This is a genomic window from Cupriavidus sp. 22TCCZM04-2 (assembly GCF_057798895.1).
In genome coordinates, this window is sequence record NZ_JBYOJS010000011.1 from 179,937 (window position 1) to 202,134 (window position 22,198).

At 68.1% G+C, this 22,198-nt stretch carries 19 protein-coding genes and 1 pseudogene; 9 read left to right on the top strand and 11 right to left on the bottom strand.

Going from position 1 to position 22,198, the window contains the following annotated elements; all coding sequences use genetic code 11:
• Positions 1-6: 6 nt before the first annotated feature.
• Both egtB and AC3FKG_RS17915 read right to left on the bottom strand, forming a co-directional pair.
• The gene (gene egtB / locus AC3FKG_RS17910; protein ID WP_488743743.1) at positions 7-1,296 is read right to left on the bottom strand and encodes an ergothioneine biosynthesis protein EgtB; all 1,290 of its coding nucleotides are present in this window, start codon (positions 1,294-1,296) and stop codon (positions 7-9) included.
• 157 nt (positions 1,297-1,453) lie between these two features.
• Positions 1,454-2,074, bottom strand: a complete 621-nt coding sequence (locus AC3FKG_RS17915) for an FMN-dependent NADH-azoreductase (protein WP_488743744.1) — start codon at positions 2,072-2,074, stop codon at positions 1,454-1,456.
• 152 nt (positions 2,075-2,226) lie between these two features.
• Between AC3FKG_RS17915 and AC3FKG_RS17920 the strand changes: the two genes are divergently transcribed.
• The 5 genes from AC3FKG_RS17920 (at position 2,227) to AC3FKG_RS17940 (ending at position 8,172) form a co-directional block, all read left to right on the top strand.
• Positions 2,227-3,174, top strand: coding sequence for a LysR family transcriptional regulator (locus AC3FKG_RS17920; RefSeq protein ID WP_483711296.1), 948 nt, complete (start codon positions 2,227-2,229; stop codon positions 3,172-3,174).
• A 170-nt stretch (positions 3,175-3,344) separates the two neighbouring features.
• Positions 3,345-3,755, top strand: a complete 411-nt coding sequence (locus AC3FKG_RS17925; protein WP_483711297.1) for a DoxX family protein — start codon at positions 3,345-3,347, stop codon at positions 3,753-3,755.
• Positions 3,756-3,823: 68 nt separating this feature from the next.
• Positions 3,824-4,357: a DUF4136 domain-containing protein gene (locus AC3FKG_RS17930; protein ID WP_483711480.1), complete on the top strand. Its 534-nt coding sequence runs from the start codon at positions 3,824-3,826 to the stop codon at positions 4,355-4,357.
• 129 nt (positions 4,358-4,486) lie between these two features.
• Complete coding sequence (locus AC3FKG_RS17935) at positions 4,487-7,822, top strand: DNA translocase FtsK (protein ID WP_488743756.1); 3,336 nt, start codon at positions 4,487-4,489, stop codon at positions 7,820-7,822.
• A 14-nt stretch (positions 7,823-7,836) separates the two neighbouring features.
• On the top strand, positions 7,837-8,172 hold the full coding sequence (locus tag AC3FKG_RS17940; protein WP_483711298.1) for a cupin domain-containing protein: 336 nt from the start codon (positions 7,837-7,839) through the stop codon (positions 8,170-8,172).
• Positions 8,173-8,377: 205 nt separating this feature from the next.
• On the opposite strand, the pseudogene AC3FKG_RS17945 reads toward AC3FKG_RS17940, so the two are convergent.
• The 4 genes and pseudogenes from AC3FKG_RS17945 to AC3FKG_RS17960 form a co-directional block, all read right to left on the bottom strand.
• Positions 8,378-8,956: pseudogene (locus tag AC3FKG_RS17945) on the bottom strand (peroxidase-related enzyme); the annotation flags it as partial.
• An 8-nt stretch (positions 8,957-8,964) separates the two neighbouring features.
• Positions 8,965-9,495 carry a CMD domain protein gene (locus AC3FKG_RS17950; protein ID WP_488743745.1) on the bottom strand — a complete coding sequence of 177 codons (531 nt, stop codon included), beginning with the start codon at positions 9,493-9,495 and terminating at the stop codon, positions 8,965-8,967.
• A 25-nt stretch (positions 9,496-9,520) separates the two neighbouring features.
• Positions 9,521-10,981, bottom strand: coding sequence for a SidA/IucD/PvdA family monooxygenase (locus tag AC3FKG_RS17955; RefSeq protein ID WP_488743746.1), 1,461 nt, complete (start codon positions 10,979-10,981; stop codon positions 9,521-9,523).
• Positions 10,982-10,984: 3 nt separating this feature from the next.
• A complete protein-coding gene (locus AC3FKG_RS17960) occupies positions 10,985-11,971 on the bottom strand; it encodes a LysR family transcriptional regulator (RefSeq protein WP_488743747.1) in 987 nt (328 codons plus the stop codon).
• 233 nt (positions 11,972-12,204) lie between these two features.
• Between AC3FKG_RS17960 and AC3FKG_RS17965 the strand changes: the two genes are divergently transcribed.
• From AC3FKG_RS17965 to AC3FKG_RS17980, 4 genes are all read left to right on the top strand, one after another.
• The gene (locus AC3FKG_RS17965; RefSeq protein ID WP_488743757.1) at positions 12,205-13,656 is read left to right on the top strand and encodes an ABC transporter permease/substrate-binding protein; all 1,452 of its coding nucleotides are present in this window, start codon (positions 12,205-12,207) and stop codon (positions 13,654-13,656) included.
• 114 nt (positions 13,657-13,770) lie between these two features.
• A complete protein-coding gene (locus AC3FKG_RS17970) occupies positions 13,771-13,956 on the top strand; it encodes a DUF2970 domain-containing protein (protein ID WP_483711302.1) in 186 nt (61 codons plus the stop codon).
• Between the two features lie 55 nt (positions 13,957-14,011).
• Entirely contained in the window at positions 14,012-15,298 is a 1,287-nt protein-coding gene (locus tag AC3FKG_RS17975; protein ID WP_488743748.1) for a cytochrome c, read from the top strand.
• Positions 15,299-15,316: 18 nt separating this feature from the next.
• Entirely contained in the window at positions 15,317-17,155 is a 1,839-nt protein-coding gene (locus AC3FKG_RS17980) for a flavin monoamine oxidase family protein (RefSeq protein ID WP_488743749.1), read from the top strand.
• Positions 17,156-17,157: 2 nt separating this feature from the next.
• On the opposite strand, the gene AC3FKG_RS17985 is transcribed toward AC3FKG_RS17980, so the two are convergent.
• The 5 genes from AC3FKG_RS17985 to AC3FKG_RS18005 form a co-directional block, all read right to left on the bottom strand.
• Positions 17,158-18,138 carry a glutathione S-transferase family protein gene (locus AC3FKG_RS17985; RefSeq protein ID WP_488743750.1) on the bottom strand — a complete coding sequence of 327 codons (981 nt, stop codon included), beginning with the start codon at positions 18,136-18,138 and terminating at the stop codon, positions 17,158-17,160.
• A 169-nt stretch (positions 18,139-18,307) separates the two neighbouring features.
• On the bottom strand, positions 18,308-19,303 hold the full coding sequence (gene yihG, locus AC3FKG_RS17990) for a 1-acylglycerol-3-phosphate O-acyltransferase, YihG family (protein ID WP_483711306.1): 996 nt from the start codon (positions 19,301-19,303) through the stop codon (positions 18,308-18,310).
• Positions 19,304-19,402: 99 nt separating this feature from the next.
• Positions 19,403-19,714, bottom strand: coding sequence for a hypothetical protein (locus tag AC3FKG_RS17995; RefSeq protein ID WP_488743751.1), 312 nt, complete (start codon positions 19,712-19,714; stop codon positions 19,403-19,405).
• Positions 19,715-19,978: 264 nt separating this feature from the next.
• Positions 19,979-20,899, bottom strand: a complete 921-nt coding sequence (locus AC3FKG_RS18000) for a hydroxymethylglutaryl-CoA lyase (protein ID WP_488743758.1) — start codon at positions 20,897-20,899, stop codon at positions 19,979-19,981.
• Between the two features lie 34 nt (positions 20,900-20,933).
• Positions 20,934-22,198 (bottom strand): ATP-binding protein (locus AC3FKG_RS18005; RefSeq protein ID WP_488743752.1); only part of this gene is annotated, 1,265 nt, incomplete at its 5' end.

The window sequence follows — 22,198 nt, forward strand, 5'->3', positions numbered from 1 at the left end:
CCCGGTTCAGGCGTCGTCCGCCAGGCGCACGCCGGTGAACTGCCAGCGCTGGTGCGGATAGAAGAAGTTGCGATAGCTGGCCCGGATATGCGATTCGGGCGTCACGCACGAGCCGCCGCGCAGCACCATCTGGCTGCTCATGAACTTGCCGTTGTATTCGCCCACCGCCCCGGCGCTCGGCTGGAATCCCGGGTAGGGCAGGAAGGCGCTGCCGGTCCATTCCCACACATCGCCAAACATCTGGCGCAGCACGCCCGAGGTGTTCTGCCGGTCCGGCAGCGGACGCAGCACGCGGCCCTCGATGAAATTCCCCGTCGCCGGCAAGTTGCGGGCCGCATGTTCCCATTCCGCTTCGGTCGGTAGCCGGCGCTCGGCCCAGCGGGCAAAGGCATCGGCTTCGTAGAAGCTGATATGCGTGACCGGGCTTTCCGGGTCGACCGGATGCATGCCGCGCAGCGTCATCTGCCACCAGGTCCCATCGCGCTCCTCCCAATACAGCGGCGCGTGGATACCTTGTTCGCACACCCAGCGCCAGCCGTCCGACAGCCATAGCCCCGCAGTCTGGTAGCCGCCGTCGTCGATGAATTCGAACCACTGGCGGTTGCTGACCGGGTGCGAGCACAACGCATAGGGCTGCAGGAACACCTTGTGGCGCGGCCCTTCGCAGTCAAATGCAAAATCCTCGCCGCGACTGCCGATCTCTACCACGCCACCGTCAAAGCGGACCCAGTCCGGGGCCGGCCGCGGGTCGGCGATCACCGGCTCCAGCAGTTCCGGCGCGAACGCGGGCCGCAGTGGATTCTGCGCGAACAGGTGCAGGATATCGGTCAGCAACAGTTCCTGGTGCTGTTGCTCATGGTGCAGCCCGAGCGTGATCAGGGCGGCTTCGGCATCGGTCTGGGCGGCGCCGAGCAGGCTCAGCATCGATTCGTCCACCGCTTCGCGGTAGGCCAGGATCTCGTCCAGCGACGGCCGCGTGAGCAGGCCGCGGCGCGGGCGCGGATAGCGCGCGCCGACGGACTCGTAGTAGGAGTTGAACAGGAAGCGGTAGTCCGGATCGACCGGCTCGTAGTCCGGCATGCGGGCGGCCAGCACGAATTCCTCGAAAAACCACGTGGTGTGAGCCAGATGCCATTTGGCCGGGCTGGCTTCCTCCATCGACTGCACCGTGGCGTCGGCATCCGACAGGTCGGCGACCATGGCTTCGGTCGCGGACCGGATGTGCCGGTACTGCGCCAGCAAGGCGGGTTCGTGCGGCGGGTGGATGGCGGCGGCTGGCAGCAGGGCTGAAGTCATGCGGGCTCCCGGGATCGGTCGATGACTGAGGCGAAGGACGCGTCTGGCCGTTGCAGGCCGGCCAGTGACGTCGCCAAATGGCACGCGGGGCGCCGTAGCGCCCCGCATCCATCATAGACTCGATCCGCCGTCGCGGCGAGCCGGTGCCGCGACGCGGTCAGGCCGCCAGGCGGGCGCCGTCGTTCAGCGCGGCGAGCTCCGTGCGGGCGCTGCTCAGGCCGGCTTCGCGAGCGTCCGGACCCATGGCCAAGCCGTGGGCGCGCACGTACGTGATGTCGGTGATGCCCAGGAAGCGGAACACCACATCCACGGTCTTCTCGTGCAGGTCCAGTTCATTGGCGTCCTGGCGCACGCCGCCGCGCGACGACACGACGATCACGCGCTTGCCGCCGGCCAGGCCGACCGGGCCAGTCTCGGTGTACTTAAAGGTACGGCCGGCCTGGGCGATGCGGTCGATCCAGGCCTTGAGCTGGCTCGGGATGCCGAAGTTGTACTGCGGCACGCCCACCACCAGCACGTCGGCGGCCAGGAATTCCGCCAGCCAGGTTTCGGTGCGCTGCAGTTCGGCTTCCTGCACGGCGTTCAGGCCGTCCTTCGGGCCGCCCAGCACGGGCAGCAGGTTGCCGGACAGGTGGGCCGGGGCGTCCTGGTCCAGGTCACGCACCGTTACCGTGGCACCCGGGTTGGCGGCGACCAGGTCGCCCACGGCGCTGGCGGTCAGGTTGCGGGAAACGGAATTGCCACCAAGAACGCTCGAATCGATCTGCAGGATGTTCATGACTTTCTCCACTAAGGTGCGGTTGCGATGGAGGAAAGATAGCGGCTGGCCATTGGTATCGGTAGTGAGGCAAAATGCAAATAATTGTTCTATTCGTGCAACGACTGGCGCGCCCTTGATGCGTGTGACGTTGCGCAGGCGGAGGTGCCCACATGCAGGACCTGAACGATTTGTCGCTGTTTGCCCAGGTGGTCGAGCATGGCAGCTTTTCGGCCGCCAGCCGCGCCACGGGAATTCCGAAGTCGCGGCTGAGCCGGCGCATCGCGCAGCTCGAACGGGATCTGGGCGTACAGCTGTTGCGCCGGACGACCAGGCAGGTGCGCGTGACGCCGCTCGGCGAGTCCTTCTTCGAGCGCTGCCGCGCCATGCTGAACGAGGCGCAGGCCGCGCGCGAAGTGATCGAGCAGGCGCGCGACCAGCCGGGCGGCACGCTGCGCGTGAGTTGTCCGGTGGCGATTGCGCAGATTCTGCTGGCGCCGGCGATCGGCCATTACATGCGGGCCAACCCGGCCGTGCGCATCGAACTCGAGGCCACGAACCGTCGCGTGGATGTGATCGGCGAAGGCTATGACCTGGCGCTGCGCGTGCGCGAGATCCTGGAAGATTCCAGCCTCGCCGTGCGCACCTTCGGCGAAAGCCAGCTCATGCTGGTGGCCAGTCCTGGCCTGCTCGACAGCATCGGCCGGCCGCGCACGCCACAGGCACTCGATGGCATGCCGGGCGTCGGCCAGAAGCCGCACGATGGCAAGCACGTCTGGATTCTTGGCTGCAAGAGCGGCGAGACCATCCAGATTTCCTATGATCCGCGCCTGGTGACCGACGAGTTTGCACTGCTGCGCGAGGCAGCGATTGCCGGCATCGGCGTGGCCATGCTGCCGCGCATGTACTGCCGAGATGCGATCGACCGTGGCGAACTGGAGCTGCTGCTGCCCCAATGGGAAATGCCAGTGGGCACGCTGCACGCCGTGTTCCCGTCGCGCAAGGGCGTGACCCCGGCGGTGCGGCGCTTCCTGGATTTCCTCAGCGAGATCCTGCCCGAGAACGCGCGCAAGGTCGGCATGCACGAGGGCAGGGAGCCGGCGATGCACCGCGTGGTCTGACGGCGCGGCCGCGATCGCTTGCCGGGTTCTTGCGCCTTTACCTTCACGCCGCGGCGCACTAAGGTACATGGGCGAGAGCCCCTTGCGTGCGGGCGAAGTCGCTTGGCCACCGAACGGCCGGCCTGCTTCCCGGGTGCTCCGATTGTTCTCAACCGGCAAGGAGGATGGCCATGAGCGGCTCTCAGGGTTCGCAGGACTTGGGCAAGGCAGTGTTGCGCGTTGTGTTGGGCGCGCTGATCCTGATGCACGGCATTGCCAAGCTGAAGGGAGGCGTGGGCTTCGTCGAGCAGACCGCCACGCAGGCGGGGTTGCCAGCCTGGGTCTCCTACGGCGTCTATTTCGGTGAAGTCATTGCGCCCGTGCTGCTGATCATCGGCCTTTGGACCCGTGTTGCGGCGCTGATCGTGGTCGTGAACATGCTGTTCGCGATCGGGCTGGTGCACATCAAGCAGATCGGCATGCTCAATGAAACCGGTGGCTGGCAGCTGGAACTGCAGGGCATGTACCTGGCGGCCGGGCTGACGCTGATGCTGATCGGCGGAGGCAGGCTGGGTGTGGGTGGTGCCGGCCGGTGGAACTAGCTATGGCCGCCCGTTGCTGGAGGCGTATCGTGAAGGCCCCGAGAAGCTGGACGGCAACGGCCGTTGCCATGGCGTCGGTGCTGCTGACGGCCTGCGCCAGCGCGCCGGACATCAAGACCGACTACAACCGCAGCGTGAATTTCGACGCGTATCGCAGCTTTGGCTTCGTGAAGAACCCCGGCACGGACCGGCAGGGTTATGAAAGCCTGACGACGCAGTACCTCAAGGGCGCCGTGCAGCGCGAGATGACGTCGCGCGGCTACCAGTACAACGCGCAGTCGCCCGACCTGCTGGTCAACTTCAATGCGCGCATGCAGGAAAAGGTGCAGGTCACCCCGGCGCCGCCGCCGATGATGGGCTACTACGGCTATCGCGGCGGACTCTATGCGCCGTGGCCCGGCTACGGCTTCTCGAACGACGTTTACACCTATACCGAAGGCACCCTGAACATCGACCTGGTCGACCGCAAGGCGATGAAACTGGTCTGGGAGGGCGTCGCCGTGGGCAGCGTCGACACGGGGAACCAGTCCGATATCCAGCAGCGCATCGAGAAGGTGGTGAGCCAGATCTTCGCCCGGTACCCGTTCCGCGCCGGCCAGTAGGGCAGGGGGCTCTGTTGCCGTCGCGCCGCGCTTACGAAAACTTGCGCTTTATTGCGCGGCCCGACGGCATGGCCGGTCTGCTTAAACGCTACAATCGCTGCCCGTAGTTTTGAACGTGGCATGGCGATCATGGGTTTTGGCTGGTTCGGATTTTCGACTCTCTGGCTGGTGCCGCTGGTGTGGCGGCTCTTCGGTGGACTGCTTGCCGGTGAACGGCGCCTGGCCGGCCCCGGTTCGCTGCGGGTCTGGCTCGGTACGCTGATCGTGCTCTGCGCGAGCGCTACGCTCGAGGCCCTGACCGGCGGCGAAGGCGGGAGCGCGGGCGGCTCCGCAGGGCGCGCGCTTGGCGCCATGGTCGGGAATCTGTTTGGCTGGACGCCCGCCCTGCTGCTGATGCTGGGCGTGCTCGCGGTGGCCGCGCCGATGGTATTCGGCGAAACGTGGCGCAGCCTGTTCCTGCTGCGCAGGCCGCGCAGCGCGCCGCGTGCCGAAGACGCGCCCGCGGAATTCGTGCCGACCCAGCCGATGCGGGAACCTGAGCGCCGGGAATTCACGCCCCATAGCGGCGCCACGTCGGGCAACTGGAACGCGCCATCGGGGCGCCACCGCAGTTTCGACGCCATTTCGGCCCGCCGCCAGGCCGCCTGGCAGCCGCCGCCGCGCACGCGCGAGTCGCCGCCGCAGCCAGGGGAGCTTTGGCTGCATCAGGCCGAATCGCCGGGCGCGGTGAAGCCGCCAGCGCGCCCGGCCACGCCGCCCGTTGCCGAGCCGATGACGCCGCGCGCCACGCAGGCTCCGCAGCCGCGCCGCCCGATCAGCCTGCAGGCCGCTGCCGCGGCGGCTGCCACCTCGACACCCGCTGCAGCATCCCGTGCGGCCACGCCAGCGCGTGCCAAGGTCGTTAGCAGCGCGCCGCGCCAGCCGCAGCCCATCGTGCGCGCCGCCATCACGACCTTGCCCGAGGCCTCGGCAGTCGCTAACCCCGCACGCGCCGCGGCAACGGTTGTCCCGGCAAAGCAAGCCATGGCGCCCGCCGCGGTGCCAGCGGCAACTGTGGTCACTGCAACGCCTGCCGAGGCTGCCGCCGCGGTCGCAGAAACGGCAACCGATGTCGCCGTTGCCGTGGCCGAGCCCGCTATGGTGGAAATGACGGCGTCAACGGACGCGTCGAGCAGCCAGGCCGGTGACGCCGGCGCGGACGCTGTCGACGTGGACGGGTTTGACGGCGACGAGGCAACGCTGGAAGCCATCCGGGAGGAAGCCCTGCAGTTGCTGGCCGAGTTGCAGATGCTGTCGCGCAAGGCCGTCAGCCCCGTGCTCGCCGGTGAGGGACAGGCACCTGCCACGCCGGCGGTGGAAGCGCCTTCGCCGGAAATGACGAATGCCGGGGAACCTTCCCCTCGCACCGATCTCACCGTTGAAGCCGAAGCCGAAGCCGAAGCCGAAGCCGAAGCCGAAGCCGAAGCCGAAGCCGAAGCCGAAGCCGAAGCCGAAGCCGAAGCCGAAGCCGAAGCCGAAGCCGAAGCCGAAGCCGAAGCCGAAGCCGAAGCCGAAGCCGAAGCCGAAGCTGAAGCTGAAGCTGAAGCCGAAGCCGAAGCCGAAGCCGAAGCCGAGGTTGTCGTCGAAGCCGAGGTAGAGGTTGTTGACGTGGAATCCGTCCCGGAAGCTGCGCCGGCATTCGTCATGGAAGACGGTCCGCTGCCCGAGACCACGGTGGAAGATGCGTCCGAAGCGGAAACGCTCGTCGATGCCAATGCCCTGCTGGGCGCCCCCGAGCCTGAATCGGGGGCGCTGCCCGAACCGGAACCCGAACCGGCGCCCAAACCGGAACCCGAACCGGCGCCCGCCGTGCCTGCGGCGAAGCCGCGCATCGTATTGCCCGCGGTGGTCGGCAAGACCGTCGCGCTGAACGCCCAGCAAGCGGCCCAGCCGGCGTCTGTTGCGCCGGCCCTTGCGCCGGCTCCAGCGCCGCGTATCGTTGTCGACTATCGTTTGCCTCCGGCCGAATTGCTTGAGGGCGCTGCCGATCAGAGCGAGCCTGTATCCGAGGAACGCTTGCTCGAGACTCGCGAGCTGATCGAGCAGCGCCTGTCGGAATTCAAGGTGCCGGTCGCCGTGGTCGGCGCCAGCGCCGGTCCGGTGATCACGCGCTTCGAAGTCGAGCCCGCCATGGGCGTGCGCGGTGCGCAGGTGGTTGGGCTGATGAAGGACCTGGCGCGTGCGCTCGGCGTGACCTCGATCCGCGTGGTCGAGACCATTCCCGGCAAGACCTGCATGGGCCTGGAGCTGCCCAATGCGCGCCGGCAGATGATCCGCTTGTCCGAGATCGTGCGCGCATCGTCGTTCCAGTCGCACAGTTCGCGCCTGGTGCTGGCGATGGGCAAGGACATCACCGGCCATCCGGTCGTCACCGACCTGGCGCGCGCGCCGCACCTGCTGGTCGCCGGCACCACGGGCTCGGGCAAGTCGGTCGCGGTCAACGCCATGATCCTGTCGATGCTGTACAAGGCCACGCCCGAGGATGTGCGGCTGATCATGATCGACCCGAAGATGCTGGAACTGTCGGTCTACGAAGGCATTCCGCACCTGCTCGCGCCGGTGGTGACCGACATGAAGCAGGCCGCGCACGCGCTCAACTGGTGCGTGGGCGAGATGGAAAAGCGCTACCGGCTGATGTCGGCGCTGGGCGTGCGCAATCTCGCCGGCTACAACCAGAAGATCCGCGCGGCCGAGGCGTCGGAGCAGAAGGTGCCCAACCCGTTCTCGCTGACGCCCGACGCGCCGGAACCGCTCTCCACGCTGCCGCTGATCGTGGTGGTGATCGACGAACTGGCCGACCTGATGATGGTGGCCGGCAAGAAGATCGAGGAACTGATCGCGCGGCTGGCGCAGAAGGCGCGTGCCGCGGGCATCCACCTGATCCTGGCCACGCAGCGTCCGTCGGTGGATGTGATCACCGGGCTGATCAAGGCCAACATCCCGACGCGCGTGGCCTTCCAGGTGTCTTCCAAGATCGATTCCCGCACCATCCTTGACCAGATGGGCGCGGAAAGCCTGCTGGGGCAGGGCGACATGCTGTTCCTGCCGCCGGGTACCGGCTATCCGCAGCGCGTGCATGGCGCCTTTGTCGCCGACGAGGAAGTGCACCGCGTGGTCGAGCACTGGAAGCAGTTTGGCGAGCCCGACTACGACGAAGGCATTCTCGCGGCCGATACCCCCGAGGGCGGTGCCAGCGACCTGTTTGGCGACGGCGGCGGAGATGGCGAGGCCGATCCGCTCTATGACGAAGCCGCGTCGTTCGTGCTCAACACGCGCCGCGCGTCGATCTCGGCGGTACAGCGCCAGCTTCGCATCGGCTATAACCGTGCCGCACGGCTGATCGAACAGATGGAGGCCGCGGGCCTGGTCTCGCCGATGGGCCGCAACGGCGCGCGCGACGTGCTCGCGCCCGGGCCGGGCGACTGAAACCGGGAGCCGCCATGACCCTCAGCCAGGGCAACTTGTTCGCCGACGTGCCCGCGGGGGCGCCGGACGAAATCTTCCAGTCCCTGCTGGAGCGGACCGGACTGAAGATCGAGCGGATCATCTCCAATGGCCAGGCCAGTCCGCCGGGCTTCTGGTATGACAGCCCGCAAGATGAGTGGGTGCTGCTGCTGAGCGGCAGTGCCGGGCTGGAGTGCGAGGGCGACGCCGCCCCGCGCGTCTTGCACCCTGGCGACTGGCTGCACCTGCCGGCGCATTGCCGGCATCGCGTGGCATGGACGGATGCCGCGACGCCCACGGTATGGCTGGCGGTCCATTGCGAGCCGGCGTAGCCGCTGAACCGACGTTGACGCCGTGGGCCGGGTGCCGGCCTGTCTCCCCTGATCTCCGCCTGGCCTGAATCCGAGCCGTGCCGCTGGTGCTCGCGTGCCGCTTCGAGCCCGGCGTGATGCTCGATGCGCTGCGCGAGCGCCGGCGGGGGGAGGGGATTGGCTGGGCAGTCGTGCCCGGCGGGCGCCGCCCGCCAGGCACGACACCTCACACACCCACCGGAAACACCGGCTCCCCCAGATTCAACATCAACCGGTTCGCCCACGCAAAGATTGCCACGGAGTGAATCAGATCAAGGATCTCGGCATCGCTGATCCCGGCCTCGCGCAGCGCCGCCAGGCTCTGCGCCGATACGCCCGCAGGATCCTCGGTCAATGCGATCGAGAACTTCGCAATCGCCTTCTCCCGCTCGGTCGTGCCCGCCGAGCGCGGATCCTCGAAGACTTCCTTGATCACGTCATTGCGCTTGGCCAACTGCTCGAAACGCTGAGCGTGTACCGACGCGCAATAGACGCAGCCATTGAGCCGCGACACGACGGTGGTCGCCAGCTCGCGCTCGGCGCGCGGCATGCCGCCGGGTGCGTACATGATCGCGTTGAACGCAGTGGAGCGCTGGCGCAGGATCTCGGGCTGGTGCACGAGGAAGCGGTAGTAGTCCTGCACCCGGGCCTTGGGATGGCTCTCGTCGAGCACGGCCATCTGCTCCGGCGTGGCCTGGTCCAGTTCGACGACATCGAGCCAGGCTTTCCAGTCCAGCACTTCATTGGTAAAGCCGTGGGCCTTGATGATCTCGCTCATGCTTGTGCTCCTGAGTTGTCGTTCAGCGCCTTCAGGGCATCGAGGCCGGCAACGAGCCGCACCTGGTACGACAGGAAGGCAATCAGCTGCGCCAGCGTGACCACGGCCGGCGTGCCCAGGCCCGCGGCGGGCAGCGCTTCCAGCGCGGCCTTGTCGCCCTCCACGGGCTTTTCGATCAGCGTGCGCGTGAACGTCAGGATGGCGCGCAGGCGCGGGTCGGCCGCGTCGGCGGGGCTGCCCTGTTCGGCAACCGATATGGCCGCCGTATCGACGCCAGCCACCGCCAGGCGCGCGCGGTAATGGTCGGCCAGTCGCGGCGACGGCGTCAGGCGCGCGGCGTAGAGCGCGACCAGCAGGCGTTCGGCCAGCGTCAGGCCGGGCAGCGCCGGATCGAACAGGGCGTCATAGCTGCCCTGAGTGGCGGCCACGACCTTGTCGCGCTTGTGGCGCAGCGCGTGCGTGGCGCTGCCGGGCTGCAGCCCGGTGATGGCATCGATCAGGTCCGGCGACGTGGGGGCTTGGCTCATGGTATTTGTCACGGTTCGGGTGGATTCAGGCGTTCAGTGCGGGCGGCGGCGCCGGCACCCATTCGTCGCCGAAAACTTCAGGCTCGGCATAGGCCTGCAGCGCGGCGTAGTGAAGTTCAACATCTTCCTGGTACAGCAGGCCGGCGATGCCCTGGCCCAATCGCCGGGCACCGTCGCTGATGGCCGGGATGTCGCCGGACACCGTGCCGTGCGACAGCGCGGCCGGATAGCAGAACGCATGGATGCGCGACAACCCCGGGCACGCGCCAGGCGTCTTCTCCTGGAATTCGAATGCGGGGCCAAGGTCGGGCGAGTCGGACAGTTCGCCGTCCTCCTGTCCCGGCCGTGGCACGAAACGATCGCGCCAGAAGCGGGTCTGGGGCGCGAACGCGGCGAATTCCGGACGCGTTTCCAGCGCAATGCGGAAACCGGTCGAGAAGATCAGGAAATCCAGTTCGAACACGCCCTTGGGCGTGCACACGCGCAGCACGTCGCCATCCACGTCTATGGCGTCAAGCGCGCAATCCAGGTTGAAGCGCGCGTTGGCATGGCGCGATACGCGCAGCGTGCTGCCGCGCGGCGGCGGCACCTGCTGGCTGTTGATGTAATGGCGCAGGCGCCATTTCCATTCATCGGGCAGCCCATAGTGGCCATGTGTCAGGCCGGGATTGCCAGCACCCTTGCTCTTGTTGACGCGCGGAATGTCCGCGCGGCGGATCAGCATGTCCACGCTGGCGGCGCCGGCTTCGAGCGCGGTGGCGGCGCTGTCCATGGCCGACGCCCCGGCGCCGACCACGCCCACGCGCTTGCCGCGCAGCGCGCCGTAATCCATCCCGTCGGATGAATGCGCCCACAGCTGGCGCGGCAGGTGCGCGGCGATCGGCGGCACGTAGGCGCCGCCAAGTCCGTCGCGGCCGGTGGCCAGCACCACGCGGCGGGCCAGCACGGTGCGCGCGCCTTCGGGCGTCGTCATCGACAGTGCGACCAGGCCGTCCGCGCGCGGCAGCACCTGTTCAATGCGATGCTCGTTGCGGATATCGAGATCGAGCACCTGTCGGTACCAGCGCAGGTAGTCCATCCATTGCAGCCGCGGAATCTTGTCGAGCGCTTCCCATGCATCGTTGCCGTACTGGGCTTCGAACCATGCACGGAAAGTCAGCGCCGGCAGGCCCAGCGCAGGGCCGGTGAGCTGCTTGGGCGAGCGCAGCGTCTCCATGCGGGCGGTGGTGGCCCACGGCCCTTCCAGGCCGGCCGGAGACTGGTCGAACGCGCAGGCCTGGATGCCCAGGTGCTTCAGCGTGGCGCTGACGGCCAGGCCGGCCATGCCGCCGCCGATCACGGCAACGTCGAGCACGGCTTGCCCGTCGTGGGTGCGCGGCATGGTCCAGGCCTTGGCGGGCAGTTCCAGCCAGGCCAGGTCCTGGCGCAGGCGGGATTCGAGCGCGGCCAGGCCGGCCTGGCCGCGTGGAGGGTCGGATTCAGTCATGGCTCAGTGATTCGGGTTCTCGGTTGGGGCGGCGCCGTCGCCATACAGCGACTGGAGCAGGGCGCCGTGCTCGGACGGATCGCGGCGGATGAAATCGGGCAGCAGGGAGGCGGACGCCTCGGCCAATGCATCGACCAACCCGAGCACGACCGCGCTGGCAGGGCGCGCGTGTGGCGTGACCACGCCGAAATAGAACGGGATGTCCGCATCGAGCGGGCGCACGGCGATGTCGGTCAGCGGCAGGCCCCGCGCGGTCACGGGTTCGAGCACGGCGATGCCGAGCCCGGCGCGCACCAGCGTCAGCGCGTTGATCGAGGTATTGGTGTCGATCAAGCCCGCCGCGCCAATGCCGGCGCTGGCAAACGCGGCATCGGTGCGGCGCCGCAGCCGGTACGGGTTCTGCATGGTGATGATGCGGCGCTGGCTGCAGTCCGCCAGCCGCACGGCCTTGCCATCCGCGAGCGGATCGTCTGCGCGCATGGCGGCCACGCAAGCTGCCTGGCCGATCCAGTGGACATTCACGCCGCGATGCTCCAGCGGCAGGCTGTTCAGGCCGATCTCGGCGGCGCCGGTCAGTACCGCGTGCACGACCTGCTCGGGCGACACGCTCCGTACTTCCACGCGCTCGGGCGAGCACAGCCCACGCCCGAAAGCGAGTGCCAGCGCCGCGGGCAGCAAGCCTGCCGACAGCGCCGGCGTGGCGGCAATCCGCAGCGGACGGCCATCGCCGCGCGCCAGCGCGGCGGCACGGGCGCGGATCTGCTGCAAGCCGGCCAGCGTCTGCTCGACTTCGTCATACAGAAGGAAACCCTGCTCGGTCGGACTGACGCGCGGGCCGCTGCGTGTGAACAGCGCAAAGCCAAGTTCGCCTTCCAGCTCCTGGATGAGCCGGGTCATGGCCGGCTGCGAACGGCCGAGCAGGCGGCCCGCAGCGGTGACGCTGCCAGTCGTGACGACCGCCGCAAAGGCTTCCAGCTGCCGGATTTCCATGGGACGAAGGATCGTGTATGCGAATTTCGGATTCTTATCGATCCATCATGCGTATGGCAAATACTATTTCGCTATGACGTCATGCGCACGCGCACGCCTATCATGTAGAGATGCCGGATGCACATCGGCCCACCCGTGCCCGCAGGAGCGCTGCCTTGTCATTTTTCCGCCGCAGTGGCGTTCCCGCAGGCGCGGCAGCCTGGCTTGCCGGCCTGCTGCTGGCGTCGTTGCTGATGCTGGCAGGCGTGTGCCGGGCACAGGGCGGCGACGTCCTGCGCGTTGGCTCCAAGCGCTTTACCGAGTCCTACATCCTTGGCGAAGTGCTGACCCAGGCGGCCGGCGACGCGCGCCACCAGGCCGGGCTCGGCAATACGGCGATCGTGTTCGCGGCGCTGCGGGCCGGCAGCATCGACCTCTATCCGGACTACACGGGCACGCTTGCGAGCGAGATCCTGAAACTGCCGCCCAGCGCGACGCTGGCGCAGATCAACCAGGCCCTGGCGCCGATGGGACTGGGCGCGGGCATCGCGCTGGGCTTCGAGAACACCTATGCGCTGGCCGTGCCGGAGGCGCGTGCCGACGGCTTGCGCAAGCTGAGCGACCTGGCGCGGCAGCCGCGGTTGCGGCTGGGCCTGTCGCACGAATTCCTGGGCCGGGCCGACGGCTGGCCGGGACTGGCGCGCCGCTACGGGCTGCCGCAGCAGCCGGTCGGACTGGATCATGGCGTTGCCTATGAGGCGCTGGCGGCGGGGCAGGTCGATGCGATCGACATCTATTCCACCGACGCCAAGATCCGCAAGTACCGGCTGCGCGTGCTGGAGGACGATCTGCACTTCTTCCCGCGCTACGACGCCGTGGTGGTCTACCGGCTCGACGTGCCACGCCGCTTCCCGGCCGCGTGGAAATCGCTGCAGTCCCTGGCGGGGCGCATCGGTGCCGCCGACATGGTGACGATGAACGCAGCGGCCGAGATCGACGGGCAGTCGTTTGCCGCAATCGCGCGCGGCTTCCTGTCCGGCCATGCGGCGCGGCGGGCGGAGCGCGGTGGCTTGCTGCAGGCGCTGCTCGGCCCGGACACGCTGCGGCTGACACGGCGCCACGTGGGCCTGGTGGCCGGTGCCGTGGTGGCTGCCACGCTCGCGGGCGTGCCGCTGGGCATCGTCGCGGCGCGGCGCCGGCGGCTGGGTCAGGGCGTGCTGGCCATGGTCAGCGTGCTCCAGACGATACCGTCGCTGGCGCTGCTGGCCATGCTGATCCCGCTGCTGGGGCGCATCGGTGTCTGGCCGGCGATGGTGGCGCTGTTCCTCTACGCGTTGCTGCCCATCGTGCGCAATACCTGCATCGGGCTGCAGCAGATTCCCGCGGGCATGCGCGACGCGGCGCGCGCGCTGGGGCTGCGCGATGGACAGGTGCTCCGCTTCGTGGAGCTGCCGCTGGCGCTGCCGGTTGTGCTGGCCGGCGTGAAGACCGCGGCCATCATCAGCGTGGGCACCGCGACCATTGCCGCGTTCGTCGGCGCCGGCGGCTATGGCGAGCGCATCGCCACCGGTCTCGCGCTCAACGACACGGTGCTGCTGCTCGCCGGGGCGATTCCTGCCGCCGTGCTGGCGCTGGTCGTGCAGGCCGGCTTCGAGGCGCTGGAATGGACGCTTGGCCGGCACCAGCGTGGCGGGCCGGCCATCTGATATGCAAAAATCTCCGATATCTGATGCTGTCATGTTCCGCGGCTGGCGCCGATAATCGGCGCCAGGACAGGCAGCGCGCCGCAGTGGCTGCCAGGCGAAACAAGGAGGTAGCCAATGAACCCGTTGAGATTGGTCCGCACCGTACTATGGGGCTTCCTTGGCTTGCGCGAAGGCCAGGAGCACCAGCGTGACCTGGAGACCATGCGGCCGGTGCCGCTGATCCTGACCGGTGTGACGTTGGCCGCCGGGCTGGTGCTATGCCTGGTGCTGGTGGCAAAGTTTGCGGTAACCAGCGCCTGAGGCCGGCGGCCACCGGCAGGCTGAACCCCTATAACGACAAGACCGGGACGCATCCATGCTTTTCCCCGCACGGCGGTTGCTGACCGCCGCCACGCTGCTCGCCGGCCTGCTCGGTGGTGCCGCTCCCGCTGCCGCGGCGACGCCTGGCGCCACGGCCGATGTCGAGCGCGGCCGCTACCTTGCGCGCATCGCGAACTGCGTAGCCTGCCATACGAGCGAATCCGGCAAGCTATTTGCCGGCGGCCTGCCTGTCCGCACGGCGGCGGGCACCGTTTACTCGACCAATATCACGCCGGACGCGACCGGCATCGGCGGCTACTCGCTGGCGCAGTTCGACCGCGCGGTGCGCCAGGGCGTGGCCCGCGACGGCAGGCGGCTCTATCCGGCCATGCCTTACCCGTCCTACGCGCGCATGCGGCCCGAAGACGTAGCAGCCCTCTATGCCTATATGCGGGCCGGCGTCGCCCCCGTCAGCCAGCGCAACCGCGATGCCGAGATGCGCTGGCCGTACAGCATGCGCCCGCTGCTGGTGGTGTGGAATGCGTTGTACCTGAGTGGTTCACCGGTTCGCACCGACGCAGCGAAGAGCGCCGAATGGAACCGTGGCGCCTATCTCGTGCAGGGCGTCGCGCATTGCGGCGCGTGCCATACGCCGCGCGGGTGGCTCTATGCCGAGAAGGGCCTGGACGAGCGCAGCAAGCGCTTCCTGTCAGGCGCCAGCGTAGAAGGCTGGTCCGCGACCAATCTCACCGGGGACCAGGTCACCGGGCTGGGCGCATGGTCGCGCGCGGAAATCGCGGAGTTCCTGCGCACCGGGCGCAATGCGCACGCAACCTCGTTCGGACCAATGTCCACCGTGATTGCCACGTCGACCCAGTACATGGTCCCCGCCGATCTCGACGCCGTGGCTGCTTACCTGAAGTCGTTGCCCGGCGCGCGCGGCGAGACCGAGCCGTTCCGGCATGATCCGTCGGCGGCGCCGCGCCTGCTGCAGGGCCGCTTCGACAGCTCCGGCGCGCGCCAGTATTCGCAGTTCTGCATGCCTTGCCATGGCGCCGACGGCAAGGGCTTCGCGCGCGTGTTCCCGCCGCTGGCGGGCAACCCGACAGTGGCCGATCCGGACCCCGCATCGCTCGTCAACCTGCTGCTGAGCGGCGCCGTGACCGCGCGAGTCGACACCGCGCCGACCGACTATCACATGCCCGGCTATGGCTGGACCCTGGACAACCAGGAACTGGCCAACGTGCTCACCTTTATCCGCGGCAACTGGGGCAACCGCGCCGCGCCGGTCGGCGAAGCGGCCGTTGCCGCGCGCCGGCGCGAGCTGGAAACCGCCCGCTGAACCCGCCACGACGAACCCATGACGATTTCGCGCAGAGATTTCCTGAACGGCACCGCGCTGGCCATCGCCGCTGGCATGGCCCCCGAGCAACTGCTGGCCGCGCCGCAGGGGCAGCCCGGCGCGGCCTATCCGCCGTCGCTGACGGGCTTGCGCGGCAATCATGCCGGGACCTTTACGCTGGCCCACAGCCTCGCGCGCGAAGGTGCGAAGTACCCCACCGTGATGGCCCATGAAGCCTTCGACCTGGTGGTGGTGGGCGGCGGCCTGAGCGGCCTGACCGCAGCGTGGTTCTACCAGCGCCGCTTTGGTCCGGGCAAGCGCATCCTGATCCTCGACAATCACGACGACTTCGGCGGCCACGCCAAGCGCAATGAGTTCACGGTGCGGGGCAAGCGGCTGGTGACCTATGGCGGCAGCGCGGAAATGCCGCCCACGGCGGCAGCGGACGCCGCCATGCGCGAATTGCTCGGCGGGCTTGGCCTCGACGCGGCGCGCGCGCCGCTGGCCGAGCCGGCGGACCCCTACGCCGCGCTCGGCATGGGCCGCGCGGTGTTCTTCGATTCGGACCATTTCGGCCGCGACCAGTGGCTCGGCGGGGATCCGTTCGGCGAACTGGTCGACGCGCGCGGCGGGCGGCAGGGCGTTGCCGCGCCGGACGCTGCCGCGCTCAGGCGTTTCCTGGATGCCGCGCCGTTGCCGCAGCAGGACCGCGCGGCACTGGCGCGGCTTGCCGATGGCGGCACCGACTACCTGATGGGCATGGCCGCCGGCGAACGTGCCACGTATCTGCGCAGCACGCGCTATGCGGCGTTCCTGCGCGACAAGGCCGGCATCGGGCTGGCCGGGCAGCGCTTCCTGCGCAGCCGCGGCAACGATGCCTTCGCGCTCGATGCGGACGGCATCAGCGTGGCCGACGCCATCGGCATCGGCCTGCCAGCCGGTGCCGGCATGCCGGCACCAACGGTGGACCCGCGCCTGGGCAAATCGCCGGCCTCGCGGCTATGGTTCCCTGACGGCAACGCCTCGCTGGCGCGGCTGCTGGTGCAGAAGCTGATTCCCGGCGTGGCAAAGCTGGCGCGCCCCACGGATATCGTGAACGCGGCCTTTGACTACGCGAGACTGGATCAGGACGGCGCCCCGGTACGGCTGCGGCTGGAAGCTACCGCCATCGCCGTGGACCCCGATGGCCCGATCACGCGAGTCACCTACGGCTGGCGCGGCAATCTTCATCGCGTGGAAGCGCGCCACGTGGTGCTGGCGGGCTGGAACATGATGGTGCCGTACCTGATGCCGTCACTGCCGGCCGCCGAACGCGACACGCTGCGCGGCGAAGTGAAGGCGCCGCTGGTCTATACCAAGGTGGCGCTGGACCACTGGCGCGCGTTTGCCGCGCTCAAGACGCGGCGCATCCATGCGCCGGCCATGGCCTATACCGACCTTTGGCTGGAGCCGCCGGCCGGCACAAGCCCGGGCGATCCCGCGGTGCTGCACATGCTGTACGTGCCGACGGTGCCCGACAGCGGCATGAGCGCGCGCGAGCGCTTCCGCGCGGGTCGCGCATTCCTGTTGGGCACGCCGTTCAGCGAACTCGAGCGCAGCATCGGCATGCAGCTCGACAGAATGCTCGGGCCGGCGGGATTCGCGTCGAAGGATGTGATCCGCGCCATCACCGTCAACCGCTGGGCGCATGGCTACAGCTATCGGCCGGACACGCTAGCGGGAGAAGACCCGGCGACGTGGGCGTCGCCGGCGGGTGTCGGCAACGTGAGTTTCGCGGGCAGCGACAGCGCGGGCAGCCCGTCGCTGACTGCTGCGGTCGCACAAGGCCGGCGCGCCGTGGACCGTCTGGCGGGCTGAAGTCAGCCCAGTCGTTCGCGCCCATGCGGCGCGGCAAGGTCCAGCACCGGCCCGGCCGGCACGACGCCGGCCGGATTCAGCGTGCGGTGGCTTTCGTAGTAGTGGCGCTTGATGTGCTCGAAGTTCACGGTGTCCGCAATGCCAGGGTGCTGGTAGAGGTCGCGCACAAAGCCCGACAGCGCCGGATAGTCCGCGATCCGGCGCAGATTGCACTTGAAGTGCCCGACATAGACCGGGTCGAAACGGACCAGCGTGGTGAACAGGCGGATATCGGCTTCCGTCAGGCGATTGCCGACCAGGTAGCGCTGCGTCGCCAGCCTGGCTTCGAGCCAGTCGAGCGTTTCGAACAGCGGCCAGACCGCTTCTTCGTAGGCCGCCTGCGAGGTCGCGAAGCCGGCTTTGTACACGCCGTTGTTGACGGTGTCGTAGATGCGCGCGTTGACCGTGTCGATCTCCGCGCGCAGCTCGGCGGGGTAGTAGTCGCCGGGCGCTGCGCCAATCCCGTCGAAGGCGCTGTTCATCATGCGCAGGATCTCGGAGGACTCGTTGCTGACGATCGTGGCGCGCTGCCGGTCCCATAGCACGGGCACGGTGACGCGGCCGCTGTACTGCGGATCCGCTGCCGTATAGACCTGGTGCAGGACGCGCGCATGGTTGACCGTGTCAGGCACCACGCCGGGCCCATCGGCGAAGGTCCAGCCTTCTTCGCGCATCAGCCAGTGCACCACTGAAACGCCGATCCTGTCTTCCAGCCCCTTGAGTCGCCGCATGATGAGCGTGCGGTGCGCCCACGGGCAGGCCAGGCTCACGTACAGGTGGTAGCGTCCGGCCTGCGCGGCGAAGCCGCCGGTTCCCGACGGCCCGGCGCTGCCATCGGCCGTGACCCAGTTGCGGAAGGCGGCGTCCTTGCGCACGAAACGTCCGCCGGTGGCGTCGGTGTCATACCACTTGTCCTGCCACTGGCCATTCACCAGAAGTCCCATTTGCTGCTCCCTGACGGTGCGCACGCCGTGCCTGCTGCCTGGCGCGCCTATGCCGACATGGTGAGCGATTCTGGCCAGCTTTCCCTACGATTTTCCCGAGCAAGTCATTCGACTGCTTTGAACGAGATGACGGCCGGGTCGGGCGACGTGGCGTCGCGTTACCCGAACCTCAGCGGTCCGTCGCCTGGGCCAGCAGGCGGTCGATCTCCGTGTCCTTGTCCTCCCATTGCTGCGCGAGCCAGCGATGGAATTCGCTGCGAAAGGCGGAGTCGGTGCCGTAGTCTGCGTTGCAGAAAGCCGGTGGAATCGGCAGCTGATGCACGCGCACGATGACCGGGCCGGTGCGTCCGCAGGCGAATTGCCAGAAGCTCGGCGCGCCATGCGGATAGACGATGGTCGCATCGAGCATGGCGCGAAAACGGTTGCCCATGGCGTTGATGGTCACCGCGAGGCCGCCGGCCTTTGGCTTGAGCAGGTGCCGATACGGCGAAGCCTCCGCCACGCGCTTGGCTTCGGTGAAACGCGTGCCTTCGGTGAACACCATCACGCTGGTGGGCGACAGCGAGAACTTCTCGCAGGCACGGCGCGCGGTGTCCTGGTCCTCGCGCCGGAGCTGGGGTTTGCGGCGCAACTGCGCGCGCGTGTGGCGCTTCATGAAAGGAAAGTCCAGCGCCCACCACGCCAGGCCGATGACCGGCACGTAGAGCAGTTGCTGCTTGAGGAAGAACTTCAGCAGCGGAACCCGGCCGTTGAGCGCGCGCTGCAGCACGAAAATGTCGACCCACGACTGGTGGTTGCAGTTGACCAGGTACCAGTCGGATCGCTTCAGGCCTGCCAGGCCGTCAACGTCCCAGGGATGGCGCTGGATCGCGCCGAACCACGCGCCGTTGCAGGTGATCCATGCGCGGGCGATGGCATTGAGCATGGGATCAATGCGCCGCCTGGCGCCGGGCATCGGCAACGCCAGCTTGAGCAGCGCGAACGGGAACATCAGCAGGCACCAGAACAGCGTGTTGAGTGCCAGCACGAGCAGGCTCGCGGCGCCGACCGGCCAGCTATGCAGTGGCGGACGTGATGTGCGTTGGCGGGAATTGATGCCGTGCTTGGCGGCCTGGCCGACAGCAAGGGCGCTGCCGGCGCGGGCTGGGGAAGGGGTCGATTTCATGCGCGCAAGTTTGGCTGCGCAACGCCCGCAAGGGTTTGCGCGGGATCAAGTCCGATCCGATGCAGCAGAAATTGCGATGGTGGCAGCAAGGATCAGACGTTATTTGGCAGGCGCCTTCTTGTGGCTATGTGACTTGCCCGACGATTTGGGCTGCGTGTCCTTGTCATCGGCCAGGGACGAGGAAGTCTCCTGCTTGGCGCCTTGCGTGTACGGATCGAACTTGTCGCCGGCACGCTGGGTGTCGGGAACATAGCCGTCCTTGTTGGTGGAGCGCTGGGTATCGGCAGCGGCGCCGCCCTGGTTGGGGCTGCGCATGTTGTAGTCGTAGCGGTCCGCCGGATTCGCGGGTCCGGCGGCGTGAGTGGCCATCGGGACCAGGGCGGAGAGAACCAGTGCTGCAACGGCTTTCATAAGTGCCTCCTTGCCATCGGGATCCCTGGGATCCGTCGGTCGCATCGTCGGCGGTGATGCCCGCGGGATGCGCCAGAATCCTAGCCTATGCGCCCCGGCCACAAAGTTCCAGTGGCCGCCGTTACAGCAAGCGGCGCCGGCGTGGCATGGCGTCTGTCCACATCAATACAATGCCCCTCGCATCAAGTGCAGTGGCAAGCGCCGGCGCGGCGAGACGAAAGGCGGGCAGGTGAGGAAAGGTACAACCGGACGCGGCGGCCCGGCTTAGGGCGTTGACTGCCGGCAGCCGCGCTCGAGCAGCGCCTTGCCGACGCGCGAGCCATAAGGCCGTCCGATCGCCTCGGATATAAAGGCGCCGGCCTGTATGACGCCGTCGAGATCAATGCCGGTATGGATGCCCATGCCATGCAGCATGTAAAGCAGGTCTTCCGTCGCCACATTGCCCGAAGCACCCTTCGCGTAAGGGCAACCGCCGAGGCCTCCAACGGAGGCGTGGAAGATGCGGATGCCTGCTTGCAGGCTGGCCAGGATATTGGGCAGCGCCTGGCCATAGGTATCGTGGAAATGCCCGGCCAGCCGCTCGCGCGGGAAGACGCTGGCCGCGGCTTCCATGACGGCCTGCGTGCGCAGCGGCGTGCCCACGCCGATGGTGTCGGCGATATCGATCTCGTCGCAGCCCAGGTCGCGCATGCGGGCGACGACTTCGGCAACCTTGTCGACCGCGATCTCGCCTTCATAAGGGCAGCCGAGCGCGCACGAAATGCTGGCGCGCAGGCGCAGGCCCGCCGCCTTGGCGGCAGCGGCCACCGGCTCGAAGCGCGCGATCGATTCGGCCACCGAGCAATTGATATTGCGCTGCGAAAACGCTTCGCTGGCGGCGCCGAAGATCACTGCCTCGCCGGCAGCGGCGGCCAGCGCCGCTTCGAAGCCCTTCATATTCGGCGTCAGCGCCGAATAGACCGTGCCGGCACGGCGCGCGATGGCGGCCATGACCTCGGCGCCATCGGCCATCTGCGGCACCCACTTCTGCGAGACAAAGGACGCCGCCTCGATATTGGCGAAGCCGGCTTCGCTCAGGCGATTGACCAGTTCCACCTTGACCGCGGCCGGCACATGGCGCGCTTCGTTCTGCAGCCCGTCGCGCGGGCCCACCTCGACGATCTTGACGGCCTCGGGCAGTGCCAGCGACTGGGGAAAGAAAGGGGCGTTCGGTGCCATGTCAGGCAGCCTCCTGTTCCAGCGTAACCAGTTGCGCGCCTTCCTGGACCTGGTCGCCGACGGCGTACAGCACTTCCTGCACGGTGCCGCCTGCTGGCGCGGTCAGCGTGTGCTCCATCTTCATGGCTTCCATGACGATCAGCGCATCGCCCTTGTTGATGGTGGTGCCGGCCTCGACCATCACCGCAATAATGCGGCCCGGCATCGGCGCGGCCAGCTTGCCGCCTTCGCTCTCGGCTTCGCCGGCATGCAGCAGCGGATCCACCACTACGAGCGAACACTGTGCTTCGCCGCTGAACACGTGCAGCGTGTCGCCTTCGATATGGACCTGTCCCTTGACGGTGCGCTCGCCAAGGTCGACGGTGTGCACGCCGTCGCGCAGCGATGCGCGCCATGGCAAGGTCTTCCCGCGCGCAGTCAGGCGCTGGCGGCCGACTTCGCTGCGCACGGTGACATCGATGTCGCCGTCAGCGCTTTGCAGGCGGTAAGTCGTGTAGCCCGCGTCATTTAGCCGCCACGCGCCGGCATGCGTCCACGGCGAATGCCGGTCGGCCGCGTCGCTGCGCCGCTCGCGTGTTTCGCGGTCGAGCAGCGCGGCGGTCGCCAGCGCGATGATCTCCATGCCGACCGGCGCGGGCGCGGGGAACAGCGTGGCCTCGTTGCGTTCGATCAGGCCCGTGTCGAGATCGGCCGTGCGGAACGCTTCGGACTTCAACAGCCGCTGCAGGAATGCCACGTTGGTGGACAGGCCGACCACGTGATAGGCCGCCAGCGCCTGGCGCATGCGTGCAAGCGCCTCATCGCGGTCCTTGCCCCAGACGATCAGCTTGGCGATCATCGGATCGTAGTAGGGGCTGATGGTGTCGCCTTCGCGCACGCCGGAGTCGATGCGAACACCAGCGGGGCCGTGGGCATCGCCGCCGCGCATGAACTGGACAGCGGGCGGCGTGCGCAGGAAGCGCAGCGTGCCGGTGGACGGCAGGAACTGCTTGTCGGGATTCTCGGCGTAGATGCGTGCTTCCAGCGCGTGGCCGTCAATGCGGAGTTGTTCCTGCTTCAGCGGTAGCGGCTCGCCGGCGGCCACACGCAATTGCCATTCGACCAGATCCTGCCCGGTGATCATCTCGGTGACCGGATGTTCGACCTGCAGGCGCGTGTTCATCTCCATGAAGTAGAACGAGCCGTCCTGGTTGGCGATGAATTCGACCGTACCGGCGCCGACATAGCCGACGGCCTTGGCGGCGGCCACGGCAGCCTCGCCCATCG

Coding starts and splice junctions, on each gene's coding strand:
- egtB (WP_488743743.1), bottom strand. CDS start 1,296: ATGACTTCAGCCCTGCTGCCAGCCGCCGCCATCCACCCGCCGCACGAA.
- AC3FKG_RS17915 (WP_488743744.1), bottom strand. CDS start 2,074: ATGAACATCCTGCAGATCGATTCGAGCGTTCTTGGTGGCAATTCCGTT.
- AC3FKG_RS17920 (WP_483711296.1), top strand. CDS start 2,227: ATGCAGGACCTGAACGATTTGTCGCTGTTTGCCCAGGTGGTCGAGCAT.
- AC3FKG_RS17925 (WP_483711297.1), top strand. CDS start 3,345: ATGAGCGGCTCTCAGGGTTCGCAGGACTTGGGCAAGGCAGTGTTGCGC.
- AC3FKG_RS17930 (WP_483711480.1), top strand. CDS start 3,824: ATGGCGTCGGTGCTGCTGACGGCCTGCGCCAGCGCGCCGGACATCAAG.
- AC3FKG_RS17935 (WP_488743756.1), top strand. CDS start 4,487: ATGGGTTTTGGCTGGTTCGGATTTTCGACTCTCTGGCTGGTGCCGCTG.
- AC3FKG_RS17940 (WP_483711298.1), top strand. CDS start 7,837: ATGACCCTCAGCCAGGGCAACTTGTTCGCCGACGTGCCCGCGGGGGCG.
- AC3FKG_RS17950 (WP_488743745.1), bottom strand. CDS start 9,495: ATGAGCCAAGCCCCCACGTCGCCGGACCTGATCGATGCCATCACCGGG.
- AC3FKG_RS17955 (WP_488743746.1), bottom strand. CDS start 10,981: ATGACTGAATCCGACCCTCCACGCGGCCAGGCCGGCCTGGCCGCGCTC.
- AC3FKG_RS17960 (WP_488743747.1), bottom strand. CDS start 11,971: ATGGAAATCCGGCAGCTGGAAGCCTTTGCGGCGGTCGTCACGACTGGC.
- AC3FKG_RS17965 (WP_488743757.1), top strand. CDS start 12,205: ATGCTGGCAGGCGTGTGCCGGGCACAGGGCGGCGACGTCCTGCGCGTT.
- AC3FKG_RS17970 (WP_483711302.1), top strand. CDS start 13,771: ATGAACCCGTTGAGATTGGTCCGCACCGTACTATGGGGCTTCCTTGGC.
- AC3FKG_RS17975 (WP_488743748.1), top strand. CDS start 14,012: ATGCTTTTCCCCGCACGGCGGTTGCTGACCGCCGCCACGCTGCTCGCC.
- AC3FKG_RS17980 (WP_488743749.1), top strand. CDS start 15,317: ATGACGATTTCGCGCAGAGATTTCCTGAACGGCACCGCGCTGGCCATC.
- AC3FKG_RS17985 (WP_488743750.1), bottom strand. CDS start 18,138: ATGGGACTTCTGGTGAATGGCCAGTGGCAGGACAAGTGGTATGACACC.
- yihG (WP_483711306.1), bottom strand. CDS start 19,303: ATGAAATCGACCCCTTCCCCAGCCCGCGCCGGCAGCGCCCTTGCTGTC.
- AC3FKG_RS17995 (WP_488743751.1), bottom strand. CDS start 19,714: ATGAAAGCCGTTGCAGCACTGGTTCTCTCCGCCCTGGTCCCGATGGCC.